The organism is Enterobacter sp. HNDS-6 (assembly GCF_039850505.1).
Taxonomy (GTDB): Bacteria; Pseudomonadota; Gammaproteobacteria; order Enterobacterales; family Enterobacteriaceae; genus Enterobacter; species Enterobacter kobei.
Window position 1 is genome coordinate 2,852,337 of record NZ_CP156673.1, and the last position, 25,607, is coordinate 2,877,943.

Here is a 25,607-nt window from a genome sequence, read left to right on the forward strand (position 1 = left end):
CATCATAAAAAGGAGAAGCTATGCTGGGTTTAAAAGCGGTTCACCATATTGCGATCATTGCTACCGATTACGCGAAAAGTAAGGCCTTCTATTGTGACATTCTTGGCTTTACGCTGTTGAGCGAGGCCTACCGCGAGGAGCGTGACTCCTGGAAGGGGGATCTCGCTTTAAACGGGCAATATGTGATTGAGCTGTTCTCTTTTCCCTTCCCGCCTGCGCGCCCGTCGCGCCCGGAAGCCTGTGGACTGCGCCATCTTGCCTTCAGCGTTGATGACCTGGATAACGCAGTAAAACATCTGGAAGCGCACGGCGTGACGTGTGAACCGATCCGTGTCGATCCCTTCACCGACAAGCGTTTTACCTTTTTTAACGACCCGGACGGTTTGCCGCTGGAGCTTTACCAGCAGTAATGTTTGTCCTGTGTGATAATGCCCGCTCAGTTCGGGCATTTTTTATGTGTAATTTCCTATGACCTTACCCGCTATCGCACAAGCTGTTTCACCGTACCGCCAGCTGCTGGTGGGGTTTAGCGGTGGCCTGGATTCCACCGTTCTGCTCCATCGCCTGAAACGCTGGCGCGACCGGGAGCCTGACGTCCAGCTTCGGGCTATGCACATCCATCATGGATTAAGTCCTCACGCTGAGGAGTGGGTGGCGCACTGTGAAGCCTTGTGTGCGGCCTGGGCGATCCCGTTCATCGTTGAGCGCGTCACGCTCATTGATGAGGGGAAGGGCATCGAGGCACAGGCGCGGAAAGCCCGCTATGCCGCTTTTTCCGCGGCATTACTTCCTGGTGAAGCGCTGGTCACGGCTCAGCATCTGGACGATCAGTGCGAAACTTTTTTGCTGGCGCTTAAGCGGGGAAGCGGACCGGCGGGGCTGTCCGCCATGCCTGCACGATCTGAGTTTGCCGGGACGCAATTGCTGCGCCCGCTGCTGGGCGAGACGCGGGCGTCGCTGGAAGCCTGGGCGCGGGAATATCAGCTGAACTGGATAGAAGACGAGAGTAATCAGGACGACAGTTACGATCGTAATTTCCTGCGTCTGCGCATCCTGCCGCTGTTGAGCGAGCGCTGGCCGCATTTCGCCGACGCGACAGCGAGAAGCGCCATGCTTTGTGCTGAACAGGAATTGTTGCTGGATGAACTGTTGAGTGCGGATCTGGCTGACCTGATTTCTGAAGACGGAGCACTGGCGATAGCGCCCCTGGAGGCGATGAGCCCGGTGCGCCGCGCCGCACTGTTACGCCGCTGGCTGGCTACTCATCATGCAGCGATGCCGTCGCGGGCGATGCTGAGCCGGATCTGGGACGAAGTCGCGCAGGCGCGGGAAGATGCTTCCCCCTGCGTGTTTCTGAATGGTTTTGAGGTCAGGCGCTATAAAGGCAAACTCTGGTGGGTCAAATCCACGCCTTCTCTGACCGAGGTGGTACTCGACTGGGCGTCGCCAGAGGTACCGCTGATATTGCCCTGTGGTGCAGGGAGCGTCTCTTTGAGCCCGTCCGGTCATGTGCGTCTGCCGAAGCCTGGTGAGCCGGTAACCGTACGCTTCAAGGCTGGTGGTTTGCTGCATATTGTCGGGCGCAACGGGGGACGGAAGCTTAAGAAGATATGGCAGGAGTGCAGCGTGCCGCCGTGGCGACGTGATACCACGCCACTGCTGTTTTACGGTGAAACGTTGATGGCTGCTACCGGGGTTTTCATCACGGAAGAGGGATGGTCAGAAGAAGGGGTCAGTTTTGATTGGCAGAAAATGTAACGGGCAGCCAGGCTGCCCGTAAGTGTCATCAGGATTCGCTCACCACGACTGTGCCGATTTGCGGGTGGCTGAAGCTGGCTATTTTATCCAGACGTAGCTCACGCGTTGCACTGCCGTCTTCAACAACCAGATATTCCACGTTTTTACGTGAAACCAGATCGCTGGCTTTTGCCTTCAATACTTCGCCATCTTTTAGCTCCAGCGTCAGTATTAAATGATGCTGGCAGGCGAGTTCGAGGTTGTCATAGTCATCACAATTGATGGGTTGATAAGTATCATTCATCGACATAATCGCTCACCAGTAAATTCGCCGCAGCGTACGCTGCTTTTTCCCTGACCGACTCTGAAAGGCTCTCATCAGAGGCCACTTCATTAAGCACTTTCAATACACAGCCCAACGCGTCCGGAACATACCCCAGATCTCCGCTGGCGATTTCCGCATACCGTTTGCGAATTAACTCACAATAATTATTCACATCCCCTCCCGCCAGCGCACTGACTTACTGTGAGATATCATTAAGCCTACGAAGATAAACTCGGTTTAGCAAGGTGACTATACCATACTCATTTAAGCAATATCAGCGCCTTGACAGGTGTGATTTATCACCGCGTGACAGCCTTTTGCCTCTGTTTTCGCTACAATGTGCCCCTGATTCGAATGGAGTTCTCTCATGGCGCTTAAAGCGACAATTTATAAAGCAGTGGTCAATGTGGCCGATCTTGATCGCAACCAGTTTCTGGATGCGTCGCTGACGCTGGCGCGCCACCCCTCCGAAACCCAGGAGCGTATGATGCTGCGCCTGCTGGCGTGGATTAAATACGCCAACGAGCGGCTGCAGTTTACCCGCGGCTTAAGCGCAGAGGACGAGCCAGAAGCCTGGCTGCGAAACGATCATCTGGGCATCGACCTGTGGATCGAGCTCGGTCTGCCGGACGAGCGTCGGATTAAAAAGGCCTGTACCCAGTCCGCTGAAGTGGCATTATTCGCCTATAACCAGCGCGCGGCGGAGATCTGGTGGCAACAAAACAAGAATAAATGTGCGCAGTATAAAAATCTCACCGTCTGGTATCTGAATGATGAACAGCTGGCGCAGCTCAGTGAGTTTGCCGGCCGGACGATGGCGCTGCAGGCAACCATTCAAGACGGCGCCATCTGGCTCTCTGATTCTCAGAATAATCTGGAAATTCATCTGACGGCCTGGCAGCCTGCGTCATGATTGTTTTGTCCCGAAACGTCAGCATCCCTGATAATGAGCTGGAGATCACCGCCATCCGTGCTCAGGGGGCGGGTGGACAGCACGTCAATAAGGCGTCAACGGCGATCCATTTGCGTTTTGACATTCGGGCATCAAGCCTGCCAGAGTATTATAAAGAGAGTCTGCTTGCTGCCAGCCATCATCTGATCACCAGCGAAGGTGTGATTGTGATTAAAGCCCAGGAGTACCGCAGCCAGGAGTTAAACCGGGAAGCGGCGATAGCCAGGCTGGTGGCCGTTATTAAAGAATTAACAGCAGTACAAAAAAGCCGCCGGGCAACGCGGCCAACCCGCGCATCGAAAGAGCGTCGGTTGTCCTCGAAAGCCCAAAAATCCACAGTGAAAGCACTACGCGGTAAAGTTCGTCGCCCGATGGAGTGACGAAAGGGAACACACTTTTCATAAGGAATTCATTGTGAAAAAAGCATTATTTTCAGCGCTGGCAGTGAGTACGCTGTTTGCGCTTTTCGGGTGTAACAACCGTTCTGAAACGCAGGTTTTGCAGCCCTCGCAGAATGAAGCGTTAAAGCCTATGCAGCAGAGCTGGCGCGGCGTATTGCCTTGTGCAGACTGTGAAGGCATCGAAACGTCCCTGTTCCTGCAAAAAGACGGCACCTGGGTTATGAACCAGCGTTATCAGGGCGCTAAAGAACCCTCTTCGTTTGCGACCTACGGAACCTGGGCGCGTACGGCGGAAAAGCTGATTCTGACGGATACCACGGGTGAGAAAACGTATTTCCGCGCCAAAGGTGAGGGGATGGAGATGCTCGACCGCGAGGGCAACCCGATTGAATCCCAGTTCAACTATACGCTTGCGCCGGTGAAAGCGGCCCTGCCTGCTACGCCGATGCCAATGCGGGGTATGTATTTCTATATGGCGGATGCGGCGATCTTTACCGACTGTGCAACGGGTAAGAAAGTCAGCGTGGCGAACAACGCGCAGCTTGAACGTGATTACGCCGTGGCGCGTGGCAATGACAGCAAGCCGGTATTGCTGACCGTAGATGGTCACTTTACGCTGGAGCCAAACCCGGATAGCGGGGAGAGCGTGAAAACGCTGGTGGTGGATAAAGAGGCGAAATTTATCGCAGGCAAAGACTGTAACAGTCAATAAGCTGACGATTATCCATTAAAAAACCCCGCCTGAGCGGGGTTTTTTGTTTAGGCTTTGATGGCTTTCACCAGGTAATCAAGAATATCGCCTGTCTTGATCATCTGTTTCTCGCCGCTACGACGGTATTTGTATTCGATCTCATCGCTGTCGAGGTTACGGTCACCGATGACCACCGTGTGTGGAATACCAATCAGTTCCATATCGGCGAACATCACGCCCGGACGCTCTTTACGGTCATCCATCAGCACTTCGATACCCTGAGCACGCAGCTCGGCGTACAGCTTCTCAGCCAGCTCCTGCACACGGTAGGATTTGTGCATGTTCATTGGCAGAATCGCAACCTGGAACGGAGCGATATTGTCCGGCCAGACGATGCCACGCTCGTCGTAGTTCTGTTCAATGGCCGCCGCGACCACACGAGTGACCCCGATACCGTAGCAGCCCATGGTCAGGATCTGGTTACGGCCATCTTCACCCTGAACGGCGGCGTTCAATGCGCGAGAGTATTTGTCACCCAGCTGGAAGATGTGACCGACTTCGATACCGCGCTTAATCATCAGGGTGCCCTGACCGTCCGGACTTGGATCGCCTGCGACCACGTTACGGATGTCTGCCACTTCAGGCGTCGCCACGTCGCGATCCCAGTTAATACCGAAGTAGTGTTTACCGTCGATGTTAGCGCCGGCGGAGAAGTCGCTCATCGCAGCAACAGTGCGGTCAATAACAACCGGAACCGGCATATTAACCGGGCCGAGAGAGCCAGGACCTGCATTGACCACGGCACGGATTTCCGCTTCTGTTGCAAACGTCAGCGGGCTCGCGACCTGCGGCAGCTTCTCTGCTTTCACTTCGTTCAGCTCGTGATCGCCACGCACCAGCAGGGCAACCAGCGGGTAAGCGCTGCCTTCGGTAGATTTCACCAGCAGCGTTTTGACGGTTTTTTCAATCGGCAGACCGAACTGCTCAACCAGCTCAGCAATGGTTTTCGCGTTTGGCGTATCAACCAGCGTCATCTCCTGCGTTGCAGCGCCGCGTGGTTCTTTTGGTGCCAGCGCTTCTGCAAATTCGATGTTCGCGGCGTAATCTGAAGAGTCCGAGAAGATCACATCGTCTTCACCGCTCTGCGCCAGTACCTGGAATTCATGGGATGCGCTACCACCGATGGAGCCGGTATCAGCCTGCACAGCGCGGAAATCCAGACCCATGCGGGAGAAGATTTTGCTGTATGCCTCGTACATTTTGTCGTAGGTCTCTTGCAGCGATTCCTGAGAGGTATGGAAAGAGTAAGCATCTTTCATCAGGAATTCGCGGGAGCGCATCACCCCGAAACGAGGACGAACTTCATCACGGAACTTGGTCTGAATCTGGAAGAAGTTCAGCGGCAGCTGTTTGTAAGAGCTCAGCTCGTTACGGATCAGGTCGGTAATGACCTCTTCATGCGTTGGGCCGAGAACGAATGGACGCTCGCCGCGATCGACGAAACGCAGCAGCTCTGGGCCATATTGTTCCCAACGGCCGCTCTCCTGCCACAGGTCAGCGGGCTGAACCACAGGCATGGACACCTCGATAGCACCGGCGTTGTTCATCTCTTCACGCACGATGTTTTCGACTTTTTTCAGGACGCGCACGCCGGTCGGCAGCCAGGTATATAACCCGGAGGCCAGCTTGCGGATCATCCCGGCGCGCAGCATCAGCTGATGGCTGATCACTTCGGCGTCGGCAGGCGTCTCCTTCAGAGTGGAGAGCAGATATTGGCTAGTACGCATGTTGTTACGGTTCCATTTCGACGATTGGAACAGGCTGAAACACCAGCCTGACACAAAAAAAGTGGTTTAGTTTACCAGTGTGGCAAAGATGCCAAAAGAGAGGAGAACAAAATTACCTGGGTTCAAGGGCAAACACTTCAAAACCTGCCCCGGTGACGCGCCAGCGCACGTTAAAATCCAGCAGCCAGACGGCGTATGTTTTTCCTGCTTCCTCTTCTTTACGGTAGGCTGGACGGGGGTCCTGTGCCAGCACTTCGGTGATGAAATTCCGCAAACGAGGATAGCGCTTCTCCATCTGGCTAAGCTGCGAGGCGATCTCAGGGGTAAAAGAGACAGGCATATCCGCCTGCGGTGCATCCTGAGCATAACTTGCGCGCGCGTCCGGGAGTGCTTCCGCGAAGGGCAAATAGGGTTTGATGTCGATAACCGGCGTGCCGTCCACCAGGTCCAGACTGCCTAATTTCAGTATCACCCGATCTTTCTGACAACGTATGCCTTTCAGTTCAACCAACGACATCCCGATCGGGTTTGGACGGAAGGTCGAGCGAGTCGCAAATACGCCCATTCGCGCATTTCCACCCAGACGAGGAGGGCGCACGGTTGGTCGCCAGCCGCCTTCCATCGTCTGATGAAAGACAAATACCACCCATAAATGGCTAAATGCCTCAAGCCCGCGTACCGCATCGACCTGGTTGTAAGGCGCCAGAAGATGAAGCTCGCCCCCGCCGCTGGTCACCAGACCCGGCTGGCGAGGCACGGCGAACTTCTCTTTATAGGGAGAGTGGATAACGCCTATCTGCTCAAACTGAAATGCACTCATTTCGCCGTAATGTTCAGCGCAGAACCGATGCAAACTGCCTGACGATAGCAGCCCGGCGTGCCGCTGGTGACTTCACAGCTGTGCAGCAGAACCGCGTTGGCTTTCATTTTGGCAGCGTTAATCTGCATGCGTTTACGCGCTGTCGGGATATTCGGCGGAGAGTCCTGATTGGTTGCCTGACAGGATTCACCGCTTACTTCACCCAGTTCACGGAACGGTTTACCGACGAGTTCGTCAGCTTTCGTGATAATGCGAACCGGCGCAGGGCGAACCACTTTCGGTTTCGCAGGCTCTGTTTTTGGCGGGGTTGCCGTGCTTTGAACAGGTTCAACAGGAGATCTGCTTAGCATAGAACAGCCGCTCAGCATGAGTGCTAAAAGACAGATCGGTAAAGCACGCATAATAATTCCTCAATGGATAATCAAAACGTCAGATATTGAATCAGTTGACTGCACAAATGACAAGACGGGCATAAGCCCGTCCTGATGATATTACACTGAGGTGAGATTACCAGCCTTTAACCGCGCCGCCGTTAAACACTTTGTTGGCTTCCTGGTAAACTTCGTCAGACTGATAAGCCTGTACGAACTTCTTCACGTTTTCCGCGTCTTTGTTGTCTTCGCGAGTCACGATCAGGTTAACGTACGGGGAGTCTTTATCTTCAACGAAGATACCGTCTTTCGCTGGCGTCAGGCCAATCTGGCTGGCGTAAGTGGTGTTGATAACGGCCAGAGCAATCTGCGCATCGTCCAGAGAACGTGGCAGCTGTGGGGCTTCCAGTTCAACAATTTTCAGATTTTTCGGGTTCTCGGTGACATCCAGAACGGTTGGCAGCAGGCCAACACCATCTTTCAGTTTGATCAGGCCCACTTTCTGCAGCAGCAGCAGGGAACGACCAAGGTTGGTTGGGTCGTTAGGCACCGCAACCTGAGAGCCCGGCTGCAGTTCATCCAGTGATTTAATCTTCTTGGAGTAACCGGCAATCGGATAAACGAAGGTGTTACCGACACCCACCAGTTTATAGCCACGATCTTTGATCTGCTGATCCAGGTAAGGCTTATGCTGGAAGGCGTTAGCGTCGATATCGCCTTTGCTCAGCGCTTCGTTTGGCAGAACGTAATCGTTGAAGGTCACCAGCTCAACGTCCAGGCCGTATTTCTCTTTCGCCACTTTCTGGGCAACTTCAGCAACCTGCTGTTCTGCACCTACGATAACGCCCACTTTGATGTGGTTTGGATCTTTTTCGTCCTGACCGCAACCCACCAGTGCCAGAGAGCCAATAAGCGCGCCTACTGCTGCAAAGGTCTTTAATTTAAACGCCATGTTTTATCCTTAACTCGTCGAGTTTGTGTTGTGTGTAACGTTATTTGTGAGTAACAGCCCGGACGATGCGATCGCCAGAGAACTGGATTAAGTAAACCAGCACAACCAGCAATACCAGAACGGTATTCATTACGGTAGCGTTATAACCAATATAGCCGTACTGGTAGCCAATCTGGCCTAAACCGCCGGCACCTACGGCACCGCCCATAGCGGAATACCCCACCAGAGTAATAAGCGTAATCGTCGCCGCGTTCACCAGGCCTGGCAGTGCTTCAGGCAGTAGTACCTTGCGGACGATCTGCATAGGTGTTGCGCCCATCGCACGAGAGGCCTCGATCAATCCCGTTGGGATCTCCAGCAGGGCGTTTTCCACCATACGGGCGATAAACGGCGCAGCGCCTACCGTCAACGGAACAATGGCCGCCTGCAGACCGATTGACGTACCAACGATCACGCGGGTAAATGGAATCATCCACACCAGCAGAATAATGAACGGGATGGAACGGAAGATGTTAACCAGTGCAGAGAGCGTACGGTAGAGCTTCGCGTTCTCAATGATTTGACCCGGACGCGTGACATACAGCAGTACGCCGACCGGCAGGCCAATCACAAAACCAAAGAAACCCGATACGAAGGTCATTGCCAGCGTTTCCCAAACGCCGCGAACCAGCAGCCACATCATCGGCTCAGACATAACCCAGTACCTCTACTTTTACGTGGTGTTCTTGCAGCCAGGCGATTGCCGCCTGGGTTTCTTCTTGTGTGCCGTGCATTTCCGTCAGCATGATGCCGAACTTCACGCCACCGGCGTAATCCATCTGGGCGCTGATAATGTTGTTGTTCACGTTAAAGCGACGCGCGGTTTCGGAAAGCAGAGGGGCATCAACGGACTGACCGGTGAACTCCATGCGCAGCATTGGGACACTGTCTGCCGCGGGTTCAGTTTTCAAACGCTCCAGATAATCTTCCGGAATATCCAGGTGCAGCGTCGACTGAATGAACTGCTGCGCCAGCGGGGTCTTCGGATGGGAGAACACTTCGCTGACGGTATCCTGCTCAATCAGTTCACCGTTGCTGATGACCGCCACGCAGTCGCAGATGCGTTTCACCACATCCATCTCGTGCGTAATAAGGAGGATCGTCAGGCCGAGGCGACGGTTAATGTCTTTCAGCAGTTCCAGAATAGAACGCGTGGTAGCCGGATCCAGTGCGCTGGTCGCTTCATCACACAGCAATACCTTAGGATTGCTAGCCAGTGCGCGGGCAATCGCCACACGCTGCTTTTGACCACCAGACAGATTTGCCGGGTAGCTGTCATGTTTGTCACCCAGACCCACGAGGTCGAGCAGTTCGGTAACGCGACGCTTCACTTCTTCTTTCGGTGTGTTGTCCAGCTCCAGCGGCAAGGCGACGTTGCCGAAAACGGTGCGGGAAGCCAGCAGGTTGAAGTGCTGGAAGATCATGCCAATCTGACGACGCGCTTTGGTGAGTTCTTTCTCTGAAAGAGCGGTAAGTTCCTGGCCGCCAACTTCTACGTTACCCTGGGTTGGACGCTCAAGCAGGTTAACACAACGGATCAGCGTGCTTTTACCTGCACCCGATGCGCCAATGACGCCATAAATTTGACCAGCAGGAACATGCAGGCTGACATTGTTCAGCGCCTGAATGGTTCGGTTCCCCTGCTGGAACACTTTGGTGATATTGGAAAGTTTAATCATTAGATTATTTTTATCGTATGTAAGTTAGCCGTGGCATTTTGTTCTGCCAGATACGGGTGATGACCGTAAACAAAACGGATGTTAAGGCATCCAGACGTCTAAATCAATCCAACTCTGTACGATGAGCACTTTATTGCGCTGCGTTTCATGAGATACTAGCTCAACAGGCCTTTTTCAGGAGCAAACCGGTGGCAAAATCAGTACCCGCAATTTTTCTCGATCGTGATGGCACTATTAATGTGGATCACGGTTATGTCCATGAGATTGATGAGTTCGAATTTATCGAAGGCGTTATAGAGGCAATGCGCCAGCTGAAAGAGATGGGCTACGCGCTGGTGGTCGTAACGAACCAGTCTGGTATTGCGCGCGGTAAATTCACCGAAGCGCAATTCGAGACGCTGACAGAATGGATGGACTGGTCGCTGGCGGATCGCGGGGTCGATCTTGATGGCATTTATTATTGCCCACACCACCCTCAGGGAACCGTAGAAGCGTATCGCCAGACCTGTGATTGCCGTAAACCGCATCCGGGAATGTTTATCTCCGCGCAAGAGTTTCTGCACATCGATATGGCCGCTTCTTATATGGTGGGCGATAAACTGGAAGATATGCAGGCAGCAGCAGCTGCAGGTGTGGGGACCAAAATATTAGTGCGCACGGGTAAGCCTGTTACGCCAGAAGCTGAAAATGCCGCGGATTGGGTGATTAATAGCCTGGCCGATCTGCCAAAAGAGATTAAAAAGCACCAAAAATAGCCGTTCTGGTGAAAAGGTGAGCGGTCGAAATAAAAATGCATATTTCCACTTGTCATTCCTCGGCAGCTCCCTATAATGCGCCTCCATCGACACGGCAGATGTGAATCACTTCACAGACAACCCGGTCGGTTGAAGAGAAAAAATCCTGAAATAACGGGTTGACTCTGAAAGAGGAAAGCGTAATATACGCCACCTCGCAACGGTGAGCGAAAGCCGCGTTGCAACTGCTCTTTAACAATTTATCAGACAATCTGTGTGGGCACTCAAAGTGACATGGATTCTTAATGTCTTCGGACAATAAATGAATACCAAGTCTCTGAGTGAACATACGTAATTCATTACGAAGTTTAATTCACGAGCATCAAACTTAAATTGAAGAGTTTGATCATGGCTCAGATTGAACGCTGGCGGCAGGCCTAACACATGCAAGTCGAACGGTAGCACAGAGAGCTTGCTCTCGGGTGACGAGTGGCGGACGGGTGAGTAATGTCTGGGAAACTGCCTGATGGAGGGGGATAACTACTGGAAACGGTAGCTAATACCGCATAACGTCGCAAGACCAAAGAGGGGGACCTTCGGGCCTCTTGCCATCAGATGTGCCCAGATGGGATTAGCTAGTAGGTGGGGTAACGGCTCACCTAGGCGACGATCCCTAGCTGGTCTGAGAGGATGACCAGCCACACTGGAACTGAGACACGGTCCAGACTCCTACGGGAGGCAGCAGTGGGGAATATTGCACAATGGGCGCAAGCCTGATGCAGCCATGCCGCGTGTATGAAGAAGGCCTTCGGGTTGTAAAGTACTTTCAGCGGGGAGGAAGGTGTTGTGGTTAATAACCGCAGCAATTGACGTTACCCGCAGAAGAAGCACCGGCTAACTCCGTGCCAGCAGCCGCGGTAATACGGAGGGTGCAAGCGTTAATCGGAATTACTGGGCGTAAAGCGCACGCAGGCGGTCTGTCAAGTCGGATGTGAAATCCCCGGGCTCAACCTGGGAACTGCATTCGAAACTGGCAGGCTAGAGTCTTGTAGAGGGGGGTAGAATTCCAGGTGTAGCGGTGAAATGCGTAGAGATCTGGAGGAATACCGGTGGCGAAGGCGGCCCCCTGGACAAAGACTGACGCTCAGGTGCGAAAGCGTGGGGAGCAAACAGGATTAGATACCCTGGTAGTCCACGCCGTAAACGATGTCGACTTGGAGGTTGTGCCCTTGAGGCGTGGCTTCCGGAGCTAACGCGTTAAGTCGACCGCCTGGGGAGTACGGCCGCAAGGTTAAAACTCAAATGAATTGACGGGGGCCCGCACAAGCGGTGGAGCATGTGGTTTAATTCGATGCAACGCGAAGAACCTTACCTACTCTTGACATCCAGAGAACTTTCCAGAGATGGATTGGTGCCTTCGGGAACTCTGAGACAGGTGCTGCATGGCTGTCGTCAGCTCGTGTTGTGAAATGTTGGGTTAAGTCCCGCAACGAGCGCAACCCTTATCCTTTGTTGCCAGCGGTTAGGCCGGGAACTCAAAGGAGACTGCCAGTGATAAACTGGAGGAAGGTGGGGATGACGTCAAGTCATCATGGCCCTTACGAGTAGGGCTACACACGTGCTACAATGGCGCATACAAAGAGAAGCGACCTCGCGAGAGCAAGCGGACCTCATAAAGTGCGTCGTAGTCCGGATTGGAGTCTGCAACTCGACTCCATGAAGTCGGAATCGCTAGTAATCGTAGATCAGAATGCTACGGTGAATACGTTCCCGGGCCTTGTACACACCGCCCGTCACACCATGGGAGTGGGTTGCAAAAGAAGTAGGTAGCTTAACCTTCGGGAGGGCGCTTACCACTTTGTGATTCATGACTGGGGTGAAGTCGTAACAAGGTAACCGTAGGGGAACCTGCGGTTGGATCACCTCCTTACCTTAAAGAACCTGCCTTTGTAGTGCTCACACAGATTGTCTGATGAAAAAACAGCAGTAAAAATCTCTGCAGGCTTGTAGCTCAGGTGGTTAGAGCGCACCCCTGATAAGGGTGAGGTCGGTGGTTCAAGTCCACTCAGGCCTACCAAATTTTTGCTGATGCTGCGTTGCGGCGACACTCACATACTTAAGTATGCTTCGTGTCACCACGCCTTGCCTCAACAAAAATTACCGGTACAGAGGTTGGCAAAACGATGGGGCTATAGCTCAGCTGGGAGAGCGCCTGCTTTGCACGCAGGAGGTCTGCGGTTCGATCCCGCATAGCTCCACCATCTTTTACTGCGAACACAAGAAAACTTCAGAGTGAACCTGAAAAGGTGCACTGCGAAGTTTTGCTCTTTAAAAATCTGGATCAAGCTGAAAATTGAAACGACACACATGTTATGTGTGTTCGAGTCTCTCAAATTTTCGCAAACCGATGATGAATCGAAAGAAACATCTTCGGGTTGTGAGGTTAAGCGACTAAGCGTACACGGTGGATGCCCTGGCAGTCAGAGGCGATGAAGGACGTGCTAATCTGCGAAAAGCGCCGGCGAGGTGATATGAACCTTTGACCCGGCGATGTCCGAATGGGGAAACCCAGTGCAATTCGTTGCACTATCGTTAACTGAATACATAGGTTAACGAGGCGAACCGGGGGAACTGAAACATCTAAGTACCCCGAGGAAAAGAAATCAACCGAGATTCCCCCAGTAGCGGCGAGCGAACGGGGAGCAGCCCGGAGTCTGAATCAGCTTGTGTGTTAGTGGAACGGTCTGGAAAGTCCGACGGTACAGGGTGATAGTCCCGTACACGAAAATGCACAGGTTGTGAACTCGAAGAGTAGGGCGGGACACGTGGTATCCTGTCTGAATATGGGGGGACCATCCTCCAAGGCTAAATACTCCTGACTGACCGATAGTGAACCAGTACCGTGAGGGAAAGGCGAAAAGAACCCCGGCGAGGGGAGTGAAAAAGAACCTGAAACCGTGTACGTACAAGCAGTGGGAGCCTACTTGTTAGGTGACTGCGTACCTTTTGTATAATGGGTCAGCGACTTATATTCTGTAGCAAGGTTAACCGTATAGGGGAGCCGAAGGGAAACCGAGTCTTAACTGGGCGTTAAGTTGCAGGGTATAGACCCGAAACCCGGTGATCTAGCCATGGGCAGGTTGAAGGTTGGGTAACACTAACTGGAGGACCGAACCGACTAATGTTGAAAAATTAGCGGATGACCTGTGGCTGGGGGTGAAAGGCCAATCAAACCGGGAGATAGCTGGTTCTCCCCGAAAGCTATTTAGGTAGCGCCTCGTGAACTCATCTTCGGGGGTAGAGCACTGTTTCGGCTAGGGGGCCATCCCGGCTTACCAACCCGATGCAAACTACGAATACCGAAGAATGTTATCACGGGAGACACACGGCGGGTGCTAACGTCCGTCGTGAAGAGGGAAACAACCCAGACCGCCAGCTAAGGTCCCAAAGTCATGGTTAAGTGGGAAACGATGTGGGAAGGCACAGACAGCCAGGATGTTGGCTTAGAAGCAGCCATCATTTAAAGAAAGCGTAATAGCTCACTGGTCGAGTCGGCCTGCGCGGAAGATGTAACGGGGCTAAACCATGCACCGAAGCTGCGGCAGCGACACTATGTGTTGTTGGGTAGGGGAGCGTTCTGTAAGCCGTTGAAGGTGGCCTGTGAGGGTTGCTGGAGGTATCAGAAGTGCGAATGCTGACATAAGTAACGATAAAGCGGGTGAAAAGCCCGCTCGCCGGAAGACCAAGGGTTCCTGTCCAACGTTAATCGGGGCAGGGTGAGTCGACCCCTAAGGCGAGGCCGAAAGGCGTAGTCGATGGGAAACAGGTTAATATTCCTGTACTTGGTGTTACTGCGAAGGGGGGACGGAGAAGGCTATGTTAGCCGGGCGACGGTTGTCCCGGTTTAAGCATGTAGGCGGAGGTTCCAGGTAAATCCGGTACCTTATTAACGCTGAGGTGTGATGACGAGGCACTACGGTGCTGAAGTAACAAATGCCCTGCTTCCAGGAAAAGCCTCTAAGCATCAGGTAACACGAAATCGTACCCCAAACCGACACAGGTGGTCAGGTAGAGAATACCAAGGCGCTTGAGAGAACTCGGGTGAAGGAACTAGGCAAAATGGTGCCGTAACTTCGGGAGAAGGCACGCTGATATGTAGGTGAAGCCCCTGCGGGTGGAGCTGAAATCAGTCGAAGATACCAGCTGGCTGCAACTGTTTATTAAAAACACAGCACTGTGCAAACACGAAAGTGGACGTATACGGTGTGACGCCTGCCCGGTGCCGGAAGGTTAATTGATGGGGTCAGCGGCAACGCGAAGCTCTTGATCGAAGCCCCGGTAAACGGCGGCCGTAACTATAACGGTCCTAAGGTAGCGAAATTCCTTGTCGGGTAAGTTCCGACCTGCACGAATGGCGTAATGATGGCCAGGCTGTCTCCACCCGAGACTCAGTGAAATTGAACTCGCTGTGAAGATGCAGTGTACCCGCGGCAAGACGGAAAGACCCCGTGAACCTTTACTATAGCTTGACACTGAACACTGGTCCTTGATGTGTAGGATAGGTGGGAGGCTTTGAAGCGTGGACGCCAGTCTGCGTGGAGCCGCCCTTGAAATACCACCCTTTAATGGCTGGTGTTCTAACGTAGACCCGTGATCCGGGTTGCGGACAGTGTCTGGTGGGTAGTTTGACTGGGGCGGTCTCCTCCCAAAGAGTAACGGAGGAGCACGAAGGTTAGCTAATCCTGGTCGGACATCAGGAGGTTAGTGCAATGGCATAAGCTAGCTTGACTGCGAGAGTGACGGCTCGAGCAGGTGCGAAAGCAGGTCATAGTGATCCGGTGGTTCTGAATGGAAGGGCCATCGCTCAACGGATAAAAGGTACTCCGGGGATAACAGGCTGATACCGCCCAAGAGTTCATATCGACGGCGGTGTTTGGCACCTCGATGTCGGCTCATCACATCCTGGGGCTGAAGTAGGTCCCAAGGGTATGGCTGTTCGCCATTTAAAGTGGTACGCGAGCTGGGTTTAGAACGTCGTGAGACAGTTCGGTCCCTATCTGCCGTGGGCGCTGGAGAATTGAGGGGGGCTGCTCCTAGTACGAGAGGACCGGAGTGGACGCATCACTGGTGTTCGGGTTGTCATGCCAATGGCACTGCCCGGTAGCTAAATGCGGAAGAGATAAGTGCTGAAAGCATCTAAGCACGAAACTTGCCCCGAGATGAGTTCTCCCTGAGACTATAAGTCTCCTGAAGGAACGTTGAAGACGACGACGTTGATAGGTCGGGTGTGTAAGCGCAGCGATGCGTTGAGCTAACCGATACTAATGAACCGTGAGGCTTAACCTTACAACGCCGAAGCTGTTTTGGCGTGAGAGAGACGATTTTCAGCCTGATACAGATAACAGAATTTGCCTGGCGGCTTTAGCGCGGTGGTCCCACCTGACCCCATGCCGAACTCAGAAGTGAAACGCCGTAGCGCCGATGGTAGTGTGGGGTCTCCCCATGTGAGAGTAGGGAACTGCCAGGCATCAAATTAAGTAGTAAGCCGGTGCATAAATCCGGTGGTTACAAGCAGTCTTCGGTGGAGCGGTAGTTCAGTCGGTTAGAATACCTGCCTGTCACGCAGGGGGTCGCGGGTTCGAGTCCCGTCCGTTCCGCCACTTATTGAAAGCCCTGAGTTATCGCTCAGGGCTTTTTTCTTATCTGCTGTTTAATTATTGCGAAATGAGCAAAAATCCTCTGCGTTTTACGATCTTTTTCAATATAACGACGCCAGCGATAATCCTCCTCAGTTTACGAACATAATGATTGAGGAATACTATGACTCTCCCTGCATTTGGTCTGGGCACTTTCCGCCTGAAAGACGACGTTGTTATCGCATCTGTTAAAACGGCACTCGAGTTAGGCTATCGCGCAATTGATACGGCACAGATCTATGAAAATGAAGCTGCCGTTGGACAGGCCATTGAAGAGAGTGGCGTACCGCGTAACGAGATATTTATCACCACCAAAATCTGGATTGAAAACCTCAGCAAAGACAAACTGCTCCCGAGCCTGAAAGAGAGTCTGAAAAAGCTGCGTACTGACTACGTGGATCTGACGCTGATCCACTGGCCATCACCAAACGATGCCGTTTCTGTAGAAGAGTTCATGCAGGCGCTGATGGAAGCGAAAAAGCAGGGATTAACGCGTGAAATCGGTATTTCAAACTTCACCATTCCGCTGATGGAAAAAGCCATTGCCGCAGTAGGTGCAGAAAATATCGCGACCAACCAGATTGAACTTTCACCTTACCTGCAAAACCATAAAGTCGTGGACTGGGCAAAGCAGCACGGTATCCACATCACGTCATACATGACGCTGGCTTATGGTAAGGCACTGAAAGATGAGGCGATTATACGTATTGCTGAAAAACATAACGCGACCCCGGCACAGGTCATTCTGGCATGGGCAATGGGCGAAGGTTATGCCGTGATCCCATCGTCAACCAAACGTGTAAACCTGGCCAGCAACCTGTCAGCGGTCGACCTTCATCTGGATGATGACGATAAAAAAGCGATCGCAGCACTGGAGTGCAACGATCGCCTGGTCAGCCCGGAAGGTTTAGCGCCTGACTGGGATTAAGTTTCACTAACCCTCTGTCGCCTTAACCCTCATACAGCTCCTCTGGGAGCTGTCTTTATATGTTCACTCAGGAAGTCAATAAAAGCACGAATCCGCGTACTCACCGCTCTGTCACTGTAATACACTGCGCTAAAAGGCATCTCGACCGGCAAACGTTTATCCGCCATCAGTTCCACCAGTTCACCTCGTGCAATCTCCTTATCTATCATATAGTCAGACAGGCACGCGATGCCGTTCCCTTCAAGACACAGTTGCTTTAGCGTTTCTCCACTGTTTGACGATAACCCACTGGTAATTTCATGAAGCTGACCATCACGACAGGCGACAGGCCAGGTGTTCAGTGATACCGGTTCCGTAAAGCCCAGACAAAGGTGCTGCTTCAACTCTTCAACGGTCTCCGGTTTACCGTGCTCAGCAATGTACTGCGGCGACGCGATAATTTTTCGGTAGCTGGCAAAAAGCGGGCGGGCGCGCAAGCTTGAATCGGTCAGTGTACCGGCCCGGATAGCCACATCCACTTTACGCTCGATGAGGTTGATAAACGTCTCTGATGAGACCAAAGAAAGCGTCATCTCCGGATAGCGTTCACGAAAAGGTTTGATCAGCGGCATCAGAAAGTGCAGTACTACCGGCGTGGCCGCATCAATGCGCAGCAATCCCCGCGGCGTGCTGCGGCTTTCCATAATTTCTGTCTCTGCTGCAGCCATCTCCTGCAGCACCGACTGCACGCGGCGGAAATAACGCTCTCCTTCTTCCGTCAGGCTCAGTTGCCGCGTCGTCCGGTTGAGCAGGCTCACCCCAAGCTTCATCTCCAGCTTTTTCACTGAGCGGCTGATGGCCGAGTTAGCCTGTCCCAGCTGTTCGGCTGCACGGCTAAAGCTACCGCTTTCAACAACGGCGACAAAGATTGTCAGCTCTTCTGACGTTGCTTTCATTGTTGCACCACCTGCAAAATTCTATTGATATTTTGACCATTTTTGTTATTTAAGCACTGGCGCATACTGCCTGTCATCTTAATCCTGATGATACGGAGTATTTTATGCCACTGGCGCTACTTGCCCTGACGATCAGTGCCTTTGCAATTGGCACGACCGAATTTGTTATCGTGGGACTGGTTCCCACCATTGCTAACCAGCTTGCGATCTCGCTGTCTTCCGCCGGATTGCTGGTGTCAATCTACGCCCTGGGCGTCGCTGTCGGTGCGCCTGTGCTGACGGCTCTGACCGGACGTTTTCCGCGTAAGCAGCTGTTAGTTGCGTTGATGGTGTTGTTCACCGCCGGTAACATTCTGGCCTGGCAGGCACCGGACTACACCACCCTGGTAATTGCCCGTCTGTTGACCGGCCTTGCACACGGCGTGTTCTTCTCAATTGGTTCCACCATTGCAACCAGCCTGGTCCCCAAAGAGAAAGCAGCCTCAGCTATTGCGATCATGTTTGGTGGACTGACCGTCGCACTCGTTACGGGTGTGCCGCTAGGCACGTTTATCGGACAGCACTTCGGCTGGCGTGAGACGTTTCTGGCCGTCTCCTTATTGGGGGTTATTGCCCTTGTTGCTAGCCTGCTGCTGGTACCGTCGACTATTCCAGGCCGGGCCAGCGCCAGCCTGAGCGATCAGCTAAAGGTGCTTACCCATCCGCGTTTGCTAATCATCTACGCGGTCACGGCTCTGGGCTATGGAGGCGTATTTACCGCCTTCACCTTCCTGGCACCGATGATGCAGGACCTGGCAGGCTTCTCCCCGAGTGCCGTGAGCTGGATTTTGCTGGGATACGGTATTTCCGTGGCGATTGGCAATATCTGGGGCGGCAAGCTTGCAGATAAACATGGTGCGGTTCCGGCGCTGAAATTTATCTTCGCCGCCCTGGTGGTTCTGCTGTTGATATTCCAGTTCACGGCGTCCATGCAATACGCCGCACTGATCACGGTACTGGTAATGGGTGTCTTCGCTTTTGGCAACGTGCCCGGGCTTCAGGTTTATGTTGTTCAGAAAGCGGAGCTCTATACGCCAAACGCCGTGGATGTGGCATCCGGACTGAACATTGCCGCGTTCAATATTGGGATCGCGCTGGGCTCCATTATTGGCGGACAAACCGTCGAACACTTTGGATTAACCCAGACTCCCTGGATTGGTGCGGTGATCGTCCTTGTCGCTTTCCTGCTGATAGGGCTGAGTGGCCGCCTCGATAAACCTACTCGCGTAGCACTGGGATAACATCAGTAAGTGCTTGCTTACAAAACTGGAAAGCGGTTTCTCAGAAATTGCGTTGAAAGTGTGACCTAAAGTCCCTATAACATTAGAACCAGTCCGTTTTCGGGCTGGTTCATGTTACAGAGGCCGTTTCCAAAAGTGCGAAAAAATACCTATGCCATGCGTTATGTTGCCGGAATGCCCGCGGAGAGGATCTTGCCTCCGGGGTCGTTTGCGAGCATAAGCCAGGCATTACCCGCAGGGACACCGTTAAGCAGCGATGACAAAATTCGGGTACTGGTCTGGAATATCTTTAAGCAGCAGCGTGCGGAGTGGTTATCGGTACTCAAGAATTTTGGTAAAGATGCTCATCTGGTTCTGCTTCAGGAGGCGCAAACCACACCTGAACTGGTTCGGTTTGCCACAACGAACTATCTTGCTGCCGACCAGGTGCCGGCGTTTGTCCTGCCGCAACATCCTTCAGGCGTGATGACCCTCTCTTCAGCACACCCGGTTTACTGCTGCCCGCTGCGTGAGCGCGAGCCTATACTGCGTCTGGCGAAATCGGCGCTGGTGACCGTCTATCCGCTGCCGGATACCCGGATGCTGATGGTGGTGAACATCCACGCGGTAAATTTCAGCCTGGGCGTGGATGTGTACAGTAAGCAGTTACTTCCCATTGGCGATCAAATTGCCCACCACAGCGGGCCTATCATTATGGCCGGTGATTTCAATGCCTGGAGTCGTCCGCGCATGAATGCGCTGTATCGCTTTGCGCGTGAAATGTCTCTGCGTGAAGTCCGTTTTAGTGACGATCAGCGTAAAAAAGCCTTTGGTCGACCTCTCGATTTTGTCTTCTATCGTGGTCTGAGCGTGCATGATGCCTCTGTTCTGGTCACGCGCGCCTCCGATCACAACCCTCTACTAGTCGAATTCAGTCCCGGCAAACCTGATAAATAATGGTGTGTCAGGTCTGCCGTGGGGCAGGCCTGCGCGGGTGCTGCCCTTTTATTTTTAACCAACAAAGGACAGTACGATGACAACAACACACTCCCATCATGACAACGTAGAAAAACAGTTTGGCTCCCAGGCAAATGCCTATCTGACCAGCGCCGTGCATGCTTCAGGCCGTGACCTGCTGCGTCTCGGCGAACGTCTGGCAGCATTCCCGCAGGCGCACGTGCTGGATTTAGGCTGTGGGGCAGGGCATGCCAGCTTTACGGCTGCGCAGCAGGTGGCGAAGGTCACCGCGTATGACTTATCCAGTCAGATGCTGGATGTTGTTGCTGAGGCGGCGAGAGAGAAAGGGCTGAGCAACGTGGATACGCGCCAGGGGTACGCCGAGTCCTTACCGTTTGATGATGCCTCGTTTGAGGTGGTGATTAGCCGTTATTCCGCGCACCACTGGCATGATGTCGGCCAGGCATTACGTGAAGTCAAACGAGTCCTGAAGCCGGGCGGGATCTTCATTATTATGGATGTGATGTCTCCCGGGCATCCGGTGCGCGATATCTGGCTGCAGACAGTAGAAGCGCTGCGTGATACTTCCCACGTACAAAACTACTCCAGCGGAGAGTGGTTATCGCTTATCACTGAAGCGGGGTTGATTACCCGAACGTTAACAACAGACCGTTTGCCGCTGGAATACCCTTCGTGGATTGCCCGTATGCGTACCCCGGAAGCATTAAGTCAGGCGATTCGCCTCTATCAGGAGAGTGCCTCTGCTGAGGTAAAAGCGTACTTTGAATTGCAGGAGGATGGATCGTTTACCAGCGATACCATCATGGCTGAAGCGCAAAAAGCGGGATAAACAAAAAAGGCACCGAGGGGAATCGGTGCCTTTTTATCTTTCGATCGTGTAATCAGGAGTCTGGCGTAGCGCTGTTCTTCACAAACAACGTCAACTGGTCGCCTGGTTTCAGATTGTCAGTATCATTGTTCCAACGCATTACATCTTTGATGTTCACGCCATGTCGTTTTGCGATACTGGACAGTGAATCGCCTTTACGTACGCGATAAGTGATGCTATCGCTGTTGCTGGCGAGACGCTGTGCGCTGCTACCTGCGCCTACCGTCAGAGTTTGACCCACTTTCAGACCTGAGCTGCGCAGATTATTCCACTGCTGCAGATCTTTCGCCGTCACGCCAAGACGTGATGCAATGCCAGAAAGCGTATCACCTGAACGCACCTTATAGCTGCGGCTGTTAACGGATGAAGCATCGGCGATCAGCGTTGACTGAACGGCGGCAATCTCACCCGATGCTAAAGACTCACGCAATTGCTCAGCATGTTTCTGCGGAACCATCACATACTGCGGGCCGCTAGCCCCCAGCGTTGAGCCTTTAACGCCTGCATTAAAGGTTTTAAGTTTACTTACCGACATACCCGTCATATCAGCAACCTGTTGAATATCCACAGGGTTACTGAGGCGAACGCGCGCCAGTGCACGACTTTCGTCTGGTGTTGGCAGTTGTACACCGTAACGCTTGCTGTTCTTGAGAATATCGCTCAAGGCCAGCATCTTCGGTACGTAAATCTTCGTTTCCTGTGGCAGTGAGAGCGACCAAAAATCGGTGGATTTACCCCGTGCTTTATTCGCTTTCATTGCCTTCAGTACACGACCCTCGCCACTATTATACGCTGCGACCGTTAACAGCCAGTCGCCGTCAAACATCTTATTCAGACGTTGCATCATGTCGAGAGCGGCTGTCGTTGAAGCGACAACATCCCGACGCGCATCATAGTTGCGGGTCTGTTTCAGACCATAGTTTCGCCCGGTGCTCGGAATGATCTGCCAAATGCCTGCGGCATTGGCGCCAGACGTCGCGTGTGGGTCAAAAGCGCTCTCCACTATGGGTAGGAGTACCAGCTCCATAGGCATGTTACGTTTCTTAACTTGCCCGGCTATCCAGTACATATACGGCTCTGCCCGTAACGTTACATCGTGGAGATAGCTCTTATTTCTTAAATACTTCTGCTTCTGTTCGCGAATCCGGCTGTTTTCCGGAATTCCCATCTTTAGCTCGTCGCCAATAGAGGTCCACAAGTCTTGCTCCTGCGCGAAAGATGTCCCATCGTCCATCCAGCGCGCCGAACTTGTAAACTTCCCTGCTTCCCCTTGACCAGCTGCAGAAAGGCTCTGTGCATGCTGTTGTACGTTGCTGCCGTTCTGCGACTGGCAACCTACAAGCAGGACAGAGGCGAGTAATATCGCTTTTGCCTTCATGTGTGTGTCAATAGTTGCTTAAAAGACGAGCGATGATAACGGCGAAATTTTGAAAAGGCAACCCGCATTTATCTGAAGTTATCTTTCTTTGACCTTAACCATGCAAATCGCTGTTCTGGTTGTTGCAAATTTGTTTCTTGGTTAATTTTATTAATTAAATCAATATCATCTGTTCGCAGAAATAAATTAATTCGGCGCTCATTTTTCAGAATTGCGGGTAGTGTATTTTGGTTTTTTGCACGTAACTCCTTCACTTTGTGATAATAATCCTGAATCGCCCGATCCTCGGGTAAGAGGCTCACCGCAAACTTCATATTCCCTAATGTATACTCATGGGCACAACAAATAAGTGTGTCATCGGGTAAAGCACTAATCTTTTGTAAAGACTGATACATCTGTTCTGGTGTGCCTTCAAAAAGTCTTCCGCAACCGCCTGAGAAGAGGGTGTCGCCACAAAAAAGATAAGGTTTACTGTAGAAACACAGATGTCCCAAAGTGTGACCTGGCGTAGCAAATACGGAAAACTCCCACTCACGGATGTGGATATTTTCGCCCTCCTGGACTACTTGCGTCGTTCCCTTATCTTGTGTCTCAGCCGGTCCGTAAACCACAAGATGCGGAAAATGAGCGCGCAGTTCCGGCACGCCGCCAGTGTGATCGTTATGATGGTGCGTCAACAGAATGGCTTCTGGCTGCCAGGCGTTCTCCTTTATTGCATCAAGCACAGGGGCGGATTCGCCGGGATCGACAATGACGCATCGACGATCGTTATCGACCAAAACCCAGATGTAATTGTCCTGAAAAGCAGGAATACTGATAAGATTCATACATTACCTCTTATAGCGTGGCGGGTGTTTTGATGAAACCGGCAAGGATACCTCAGACTGTCGCAGCACCGGAACGTTGGGCGGAATTGCCCTGGGGTGAATACTATCGCGAGGCGCTTGAGCAACAGCTGAAGCCCTGGCTCGCGAAAATGTATGGCTTTCACCTGCTTAAGATTGGCAATCTCAGCGCAGAAATCAATACCGAAAGCTGCGCCATCTCACATCAGGTCAATGTCTCTCTCGGCGGATCGCCGGTTCAGGTGAAGGCTGACCCATTGCATCTGCCGTTTGCGGAAAAATCCGTAGATGCGTGTCTTCTTGCCCACGCGCTGCCCTGGTGCAGCGATCCTCATCGTATGCTGCGTGAAGCCGATCGCGTGCTGATTGATGACGGCTGGCTGATACTCAGCGGTTTTAATCCGCTGAGTCTGATGGGGTTACGTAAGCTGGTGCCTGTATTGCGCCGAACGCCACCCTATAACAGCCGGATGTTCACCATGATGCGCCAGCTCGACTGGCTGTCACTGCTCAACTTTGAAGTGCTCAACTATGGCGGTTTTCAGGTACTGCCGTGGGCACGTCAGGGGGGAGTTTTATTGAGTACGCATTTGCCCGCATTAGGCTGCATGCAGTTTATCGTCGCGCGTAAGCGAACCATCCCTCTGACGCTTAACCCCATGAAGCAGAGCAAATCGAAAACGCCCATCCGCCAGACCGTTGGCGCAACGCGGCAGTACAGAAAACCCTGATCAGGATTCAGGCTGGTAGCCAGTATCCTCATGGGCCGGATTTGAGGCCGCCGCGCGCGCCAGTTCATCGCAGCGCTCGTTTTCCGGGTGGCCGGCGTGGCCTTTAACCCACTCCCACTTAATCTCGTGCTGGCCCAGTGCCGCATCAAGGCGCTTCCAGAGATCGACGTTCTTCACGGGCTTCTTATCTGCAGTTTTCCAGCCGCGTTTTTTCCAGTTGTGGATCCACTGGGTGATACCCTGTCGCACGTACTGGCTATCCGTACTCAACACCACGTCGCAGTGTTCTTTTAAGGCTTCCAGCGCCACAATGGCCGCCATCAACTCCATACGGTTGTTGGTGGTCAGGAAATACCCTTCGCTAAAAGTTTTCTCATGCTGACGATAGCGCATAATCGCGCCGTAGCCGCCGGGGCCTGGGTTCCCGAGACAAGATCCATCGGTGAAAATTTCTACCTGTTTACGCATCTCTGGTAGACTTCCTGTATTGAAACGTTCAGTTAAACGATAAGTCTGACATAAATGACCGCTATGAGCACTGCAATTACTCGCCAGATTGTCCTCGATACCGAAACCACCGGTATGAACCAGATCGGCGCGCACTACGAAGGGCACAAGATCATTGAGATCGGTGCCGTTGAAGTGGTGAACCGTCGTCTTACGGGGAACAACTTCCACGTCTACCTCAAACCCGATCGGCTGGTGGATCCAGAAGCGTTTGGCGTTCACGGTATTGCCGATGAGTTCTTGCTGGATAAACCGACCTTCGCTGAGGTGGCAGACGAGTTTCTCGACTACATCAAAGGCGCTGAGTTAATCATCCATAACGCGTCGTTCGATATCGGCTTTATGGACTATGAGTTTAGTAAGCTCCATCGCGATATTCCGAAAACCAATACCTTCTGCAAAGTGACCGATAGCCTGGCGCTGGCGAGGAAGATGTTTCCCGGCAAGCGTAACAGCCTCGATGCACTCTGTTCACGTTATGAAATAGACAACACCAAGCGAACGCTGCACGGGGCACTTCTCGATGCCCAGATTCTGGCTGATGTCTATCTGGCGATGACCGGCGGTCAGACGTCGATGAAATTCAGCATGGAAAATGAGTCGCAGCAGACGCAGGGCGAAGCGGGCATCCAGCGCGTGGTCCGTCAGGCAAGTCGTTTACGGGTTGTTTTAGCCAGTGATGAAGAGTTACTTAACCATGAATCCCGTCTCGATCTGGTACAGAAGAAGGGCGGCAGCTGTATGTGGCGCGCCTGAAAAAACGCCATAATGTCTGTAAAATCATCGGTTGGGCGATTTTTGCAGCAAACGATTCAAAACGTGAGAAAAAGCGTTGACGAGATCGGAGGCACACCGTAATATGCGCCTCGTTCCCCAAACGGGAACAGTGGAGCGGTAGTTCAGTCGGTTAGAATACCTGCCTGTCACGCAGGGGGTCGCGGGTTCGAGTCCCGTCCGTTCCGCCACTATTCAGAAGGCCTGAATCAGAAATGAT

Annotated in this window: 23 protein-coding genes, 4 tRNA genes, 3 rRNA genes and 1 pseudogene; 19 read left to right on the top strand and 12 right to left on the bottom strand. The window is 52.8% G+C overall.

The features are described from left to right. Positions 1 to 20: 20 nt before the first annotated feature. Together ABFI50_RS13290 and tilS are read left to right on the top strand one after the other, a co-directional pair. Entirely contained in the window at positions 21 to 410 is a 390-nt protein-coding gene (locus tag ABFI50_RS13290) for a VOC family protein (protein WP_014882642.1), read from the top strand. A 58-nt stretch (positions 411 to 468) separates the two neighbouring features. Then, on the top strand, positions 469 to 1,758 hold the full coding sequence (gene tilS, locus ABFI50_RS13295; RefSeq protein ID WP_347484239.1) for a tRNA lysidine(34) synthetase TilS: 1,290 nt from the start codon (positions 469 to 471) through the stop codon (positions 1,756 to 1,758). A gap of 28 nt (positions 1,759 to 1,786) precedes the next feature. On the opposite strand, the gene rof is transcribed toward tilS, so the two are convergent. Together rof and ABFI50_RS13305 are read right to left on the bottom strand one after the other, a co-directional pair. Next, complete coding sequence (gene rof, locus ABFI50_RS13300; RefSeq protein WP_014882644.1) at positions 1,787 to 2,047, bottom strand: Rho-binding antiterminator; 261 nt, start codon at positions 2,045 to 2,047, stop codon at positions 1,787 to 1,789. After that, positions 2,034 to 2,234 carry a YaeP family protein gene (locus ABFI50_RS13305; protein WP_008501889.1) on the bottom strand — a complete coding sequence of 67 codons (201 nt, stop codon included), beginning with the start codon at positions 2,232 to 2,234 and terminating at the stop codon, positions 2,034 to 2,036. Before ABFI50_RS13305 ends, rof begins: the two co-directional genes overlap by 14 nt. 195 nt (positions 2,235 to 2,429) lie before the next feature. On the opposite strand from ABFI50_RS13305, the gene ABFI50_RS13310 reads away from it, so the two are divergent. The 3 genes from ABFI50_RS13310 to nlpE are packed head-to-tail and all read left to right on the top strand — an operon-like array spanning position 2,430 to position 4,127. Further along, complete coding sequence (locus ABFI50_RS13310; protein WP_032637468.1) at positions 2,430 to 2,975, top strand: YaeQ family protein; 546 nt, start codon at positions 2,430 to 2,432, stop codon at positions 2,973 to 2,975. Next, positions 2,972 to 3,394, top strand: coding sequence for an alternative ribosome rescue aminoacyl-tRNA hydrolase ArfB (gene arfB, locus ABFI50_RS13315; RefSeq protein ID WP_014882646.1), 423 nt, complete (start codon positions 2,972 to 2,974; stop codon positions 3,392 to 3,394). Before ABFI50_RS13310 ends, arfB begins: the two co-directional genes overlap by 4 nt. A 34-nt stretch (positions 3,395 to 3,428) precedes the next feature. Further along, on the top strand, positions 3,429 to 4,127 hold the full coding sequence (nlpE, locus tag ABFI50_RS13320) for an envelope stress response activation lipoprotein NlpE (RefSeq protein WP_063614440.1): 699 nt from the start codon (positions 3,429 to 3,431) through the stop codon (positions 4,125 to 4,127). Between the two features lie 47 nt (positions 4,128 to 4,174). Here the strand turns inward: nlpE and proS are convergent, their stop codons facing one another. The 6 genes from proS to metN form a co-directional block, all read right to left on the bottom strand. Then, positions 4,175 to 5,893 carry a proline--tRNA ligase gene (proS, locus tag ABFI50_RS13325; protein WP_063614441.1) on the bottom strand — a complete coding sequence of 573 codons (1,719 nt, stop codon included), beginning with the start codon at positions 5,891 to 5,893 and terminating at the stop codon, positions 4,175 to 4,177. A gap of 112 nt (positions 5,894 to 6,005) precedes the next feature. Beyond that, the gene (gene tsaA, locus ABFI50_RS13330; protein ID WP_063614442.1) at positions 6,006 to 6,713 is read right to left on the bottom strand and encodes a tRNA (N6-threonylcarbamoyladenosine(37)-N6)-methyltransferase TrmO; all 708 of its coding nucleotides are present in this window, start codon (positions 6,711 to 6,713) and stop codon (positions 6,006 to 6,008) included. Continuing rightward, positions 6,710 to 7,114 carry an Rcs stress response system protein RcsF gene (gene rcsF / locus ABFI50_RS13335; RefSeq protein WP_008501883.1) on the bottom strand — a complete coding sequence of 135 codons (405 nt, stop codon included), beginning with the start codon at positions 7,112 to 7,114 and terminating at the stop codon, positions 6,710 to 6,712. Before rcsF ends, tsaA begins: the two co-directional genes overlap by 4 nt. A 106-nt stretch (positions 7,115 to 7,220) precedes the next feature. Beyond that, positions 7,221 to 8,036 carry a methionine ABC transporter substrate-binding lipoprotein MetQ gene (gene metQ / locus ABFI50_RS13340; RefSeq protein ID WP_014168729.1) on the bottom strand — a complete coding sequence of 272 codons (816 nt, stop codon included), beginning with the start codon at positions 8,034 to 8,036 and terminating at the stop codon, positions 7,221 to 7,223. A gap of 40 nt (positions 8,037 to 8,076) precedes the next feature. Continuing rightward, positions 8,077 to 8,730 carry a methionine ABC transporter permease MetI gene (locus ABFI50_RS13345; protein WP_003856130.1) on the bottom strand — a complete coding sequence of 218 codons (654 nt, stop codon included), beginning with the start codon at positions 8,728 to 8,730 and terminating at the stop codon, positions 8,077 to 8,079. Then, a complete protein-coding gene (metN, locus tag ABFI50_RS13350; RefSeq protein WP_023332146.1) occupies positions 8,723 to 9,754 on the bottom strand; it encodes a methionine ABC transporter ATP-binding protein MetN in 1,032 nt (343 codons plus the stop codon). The genes ABFI50_RS13345 and metN overlap by 8 nt, the downstream gene beginning before the upstream one ends. A 188-nt stretch (positions 9,755 to 9,942) precedes the next feature. Between metN and gmhB the strand changes: the two genes are divergently transcribed. The 8 genes from gmhB to dkgB all read left to right on the top strand — a co-directional run bounded on the left by gmhB (position 9,943) and on the right by dkgB (position 17,112). Continuing rightward, a complete protein-coding gene (gene gmhB, locus ABFI50_RS13355) occupies positions 9,943 to 10,509 on the top strand; it encodes a D-glycero-beta-D-manno-heptose 1,7-bisphosphate 7-phosphatase (RefSeq protein WP_014882651.1) in 567 nt (188 codons plus the stop codon). Positions 10,510 to 10,878: 369 nt separating this feature from the next. After that, positions 10,879 to 12,418: ribosomal RNA gene (locus ABFI50_RS13360) — 16S ribosomal RNA — on the top strand. Positions 12,419 to 12,488: 70 nt separating this feature from the next. Further along, positions 12,489 to 12,565, top strand: a tRNA-Ile gene (locus ABFI50_RS13365). Positions 12,566 to 12,673: 108 nt separating this feature from the next. Continuing rightward, a tRNA-Ala gene (locus ABFI50_RS13370) sits at positions 12,674 to 12,749 on the top strand. Between the two features lie 180 nt (positions 12,750 to 12,929). After that, positions 12,930 to 15,834, top strand: a 23S ribosomal RNA gene (locus tag ABFI50_RS13375). A gap of 65 nt (positions 15,835 to 15,899) precedes the next feature. Continuing rightward, positions 15,900 to 16,015, top strand: a 5S ribosomal RNA gene (gene rrf, locus ABFI50_RS13380). Together the 16S, 23S and 5S rRNA genes with 3 tRNA genes alongside form the textbook arrangement of a ribosomal RNA operon. A gap of 56 nt (positions 16,016 to 16,071) precedes the next feature. Beyond that, positions 16,072 to 16,148, top strand: a tRNA-Asp gene (locus ABFI50_RS13385). Positions 16,149 to 16,308: 160 nt separating this feature from the next. Continuing rightward, complete coding sequence (dkgB, locus tag ABFI50_RS13390; RefSeq protein WP_014882652.1) at positions 16,309 to 17,112, top strand: 2,5-didehydrogluconate reductase DkgB; 804 nt, start codon at positions 16,309 to 16,311, stop codon at positions 17,110 to 17,112. A 29-nt stretch (positions 17,113 to 17,141) separates the two neighbouring features. On the opposite strand, the gene yafC is transcribed toward dkgB, so the two are convergent. Then, positions 17,142 to 18,047: a DNA-binding transcriptional regulator YafC gene (yafC, locus tag ABFI50_RS13395; RefSeq protein ID WP_050863206.1), complete on the bottom strand. Its 906-nt coding sequence runs from the start codon at positions 18,045 to 18,047 to the stop codon at positions 17,142 to 17,144. Between the two features lie 104 nt (positions 18,048 to 18,151). On the opposite strand from yafC, the gene ABFI50_RS13400 reads away from it, so the two are divergent. From ABFI50_RS13400 to ABFI50_RS13410, 3 genes are all read left to right on the top strand, one after another. Further along, on the top strand, positions 18,152 to 19,327 hold the full coding sequence (locus ABFI50_RS13400; RefSeq protein WP_347484249.1) for an MFS transporter: 1,176 nt from the start codon (positions 18,152 to 18,154) through the stop codon (positions 19,325 to 19,327). Between the two features lie 135 nt (positions 19,328 to 19,462). Next, a complete protein-coding gene (locus ABFI50_RS13405; RefSeq protein WP_014882655.1) occupies positions 19,463 to 20,263 on the top strand; it encodes an endonuclease/exonuclease/phosphatase family protein in 801 nt (266 codons plus the stop codon). A gap of 76 nt (positions 20,264 to 20,339) precedes the next feature. Then, entirely contained in the window at positions 20,340 to 21,113 is a 774-nt protein-coding gene (locus ABFI50_RS13410; protein WP_047027763.1) for a class I SAM-dependent methyltransferase, read from the top strand. A 52-nt stretch (positions 21,114 to 21,165) separates the two neighbouring features. Here the strand turns inward: ABFI50_RS13410 and mltD are convergent, their stop codons facing one another. Then, entirely contained in the window at positions 21,166 to 22,530 is a 1,365-nt protein-coding gene (gene mltD, locus ABFI50_RS13415; protein WP_023336785.1) for a murein transglycosylase D, read from the bottom strand. Positions 22,531 to 22,598: 68 nt separating this feature from the next. Then, positions 22,599 to 23,357, bottom strand: coding sequence for a hydroxyacylglutathione hydrolase (gene gloB, locus ABFI50_RS13420; RefSeq protein WP_087529046.1), 759 nt, complete (start codon positions 23,355 to 23,357; stop codon positions 22,599 to 22,601). Positions 23,358 to 23,389: 32 nt separating this feature from the next. Between gloB and ABFI50_RS13425 the strand changes: the two genes are divergently transcribed. Beyond that, entirely contained in the window at positions 23,390 to 24,106 is a 717-nt protein-coding gene (locus tag ABFI50_RS13425; RefSeq protein WP_014882659.1) for a class I SAM-dependent methyltransferase, read from the top strand. Here the strand turns inward: ABFI50_RS13425 and rnhA are convergent. Continuing rightward, positions 24,107 to 24,606: pseudogene (rnhA, locus tag ABFI50_RS13430) on the bottom strand (ribonuclease HI). Positions 24,607 to 24,637: 31 nt separating this feature from the next. Here rnhA and dnaQ point away from each other — a divergent pair. After that, the gene (gene dnaQ, locus ABFI50_RS13435; RefSeq protein ID WP_032637426.1) at positions 24,638 to 25,369 is read left to right on the top strand and encodes a DNA polymerase III subunit epsilon; all 732 of its coding nucleotides are present in this window, start codon (positions 24,638 to 24,640) and stop codon (positions 25,367 to 25,369) included. A gap of 132 nt (positions 25,370 to 25,501) precedes the next feature. After that, positions 25,502 to 25,578: transfer RNA gene (locus ABFI50_RS13440), tRNA-Asp, on the top strand. Positions 25,579 to 25,607 lie beyond the last annotated feature (29 nt).

What these genes read in the sequence shown, in the direction of transcription:
- ABFI50_RS13290 (WP_014882642.1), top strand. Translation starts at nt 21, where the DNA reads ATGCTGGGTTTAAAAGCGGTTCACCATATTGCGATCATTGCTACCGAT.
- tilS (WP_347484239.1), top strand. Translation starts at nt 469, where the DNA reads ATGACCTTACCCGCTATCGCACAAGCTGTTTCACCGTACCGCCAGCTG.
- rof (WP_014882644.1), bottom strand. Translation starts at nt 2,047, where the DNA reads ATGTCGATGAATGATACTTATCAACCCATCAATTGTGATGACTATGAC.
- ABFI50_RS13310 (WP_032637468.1), top strand. Translation starts at nt 2,430, where the DNA reads ATGGCGCTTAAAGCGACAATTTATAAAGCAGTGGTCAATGTGGCCGAT.
- arfB (WP_014882646.1), top strand. Translation starts at nt 2,972, where the DNA reads ATGATTGTTTTGTCCCGAAACGTCAGCATCCCTGATAATGAGCTGGAG.
- proS (WP_063614441.1), bottom strand. Translation starts at nt 5,893, where the DNA reads ATGCGTACTAGCCAATATCTGCTCTCCACTCTGAAGGAGACGCCTGCC.
- tsaA (WP_063614442.1), bottom strand. Translation starts at nt 6,713, where the DNA reads ATGAGTGCATTTCAGTTTGAGCAGATAGGCGTTATCCACTCTCCCTAT.
- rcsF (WP_008501883.1), bottom strand. Translation starts at nt 7,114, where the DNA reads ATGCGTGCTTTACCGATCTGTCTTTTAGCACTCATGCTGAGCGGCTGT.
- metQ (WP_014168729.1), bottom strand. Translation starts at nt 8,036, where the DNA reads ATGGCGTTTAAATTAAAGACCTTTGCAGCAGTAGGCGCGCTTATTGGC.
- ABFI50_RS13345 (WP_003856130.1), bottom strand. Translation starts at nt 8,730, where the DNA reads ATGTCTGAGCCGATGATGTGGCTGCTGGTTCGCGGCGTTTGGGAAACG.
- metN (WP_023332146.1), bottom strand. Translation starts at nt 9,754, where the DNA reads ATGATTAAACTTTCCAATATCACCAAAGTGTTCCAGCAGGGGAACCGA.
- dkgB (WP_014882652.1), top strand. Translation starts at nt 16,309, where the DNA reads ATGACTCTCCCTGCATTTGGTCTGGGCACTTTCCGCCTGAAAGACGAC.
- yafC (WP_050863206.1), bottom strand. Translation starts at nt 18,047, where the DNA reads ATGAAAGCAACGTCAGAAGAGCTGACAATCTTTGTCGCCGTTGTTGAA.
- ABFI50_RS13400 (WP_347484249.1), top strand. Translation starts at nt 18,152, where the DNA reads ATGCCACTGGCGCTACTTGCCCTGACGATCAGTGCCTTTGCAATTGGC.
- ABFI50_RS13410 (WP_047027763.1), top strand. Translation starts at nt 20,340, where the DNA reads ATGACAACAACACACTCCCATCATGACAACGTAGAAAAACAGTTTGGC.
- mltD (WP_023336785.1), bottom strand. Translation starts at nt 22,530, where the DNA reads ATGAAGGCAAAAGCGATATTACTCGCCTCTGTCCTGCTTGTAGGTTGC.
- gloB (WP_087529046.1), bottom strand. Translation starts at nt 23,357, where the DNA reads ATGAATCTTATCAGTATTCCTGCTTTTCAGGACAATTACATCTGGGTT.
- ABFI50_RS13425 (WP_014882659.1), top strand. Translation starts at nt 23,390, where the DNA reads ATGAAACCGGCAAGGATACCTCAGACTGTCGCAGCACCGGAACGTTGG.
- dnaQ (WP_032637426.1), top strand. Translation starts at nt 24,638, where the DNA reads ATGAGCACTGCAATTACTCGCCAGATTGTCCTCGATACCGAAACCACC.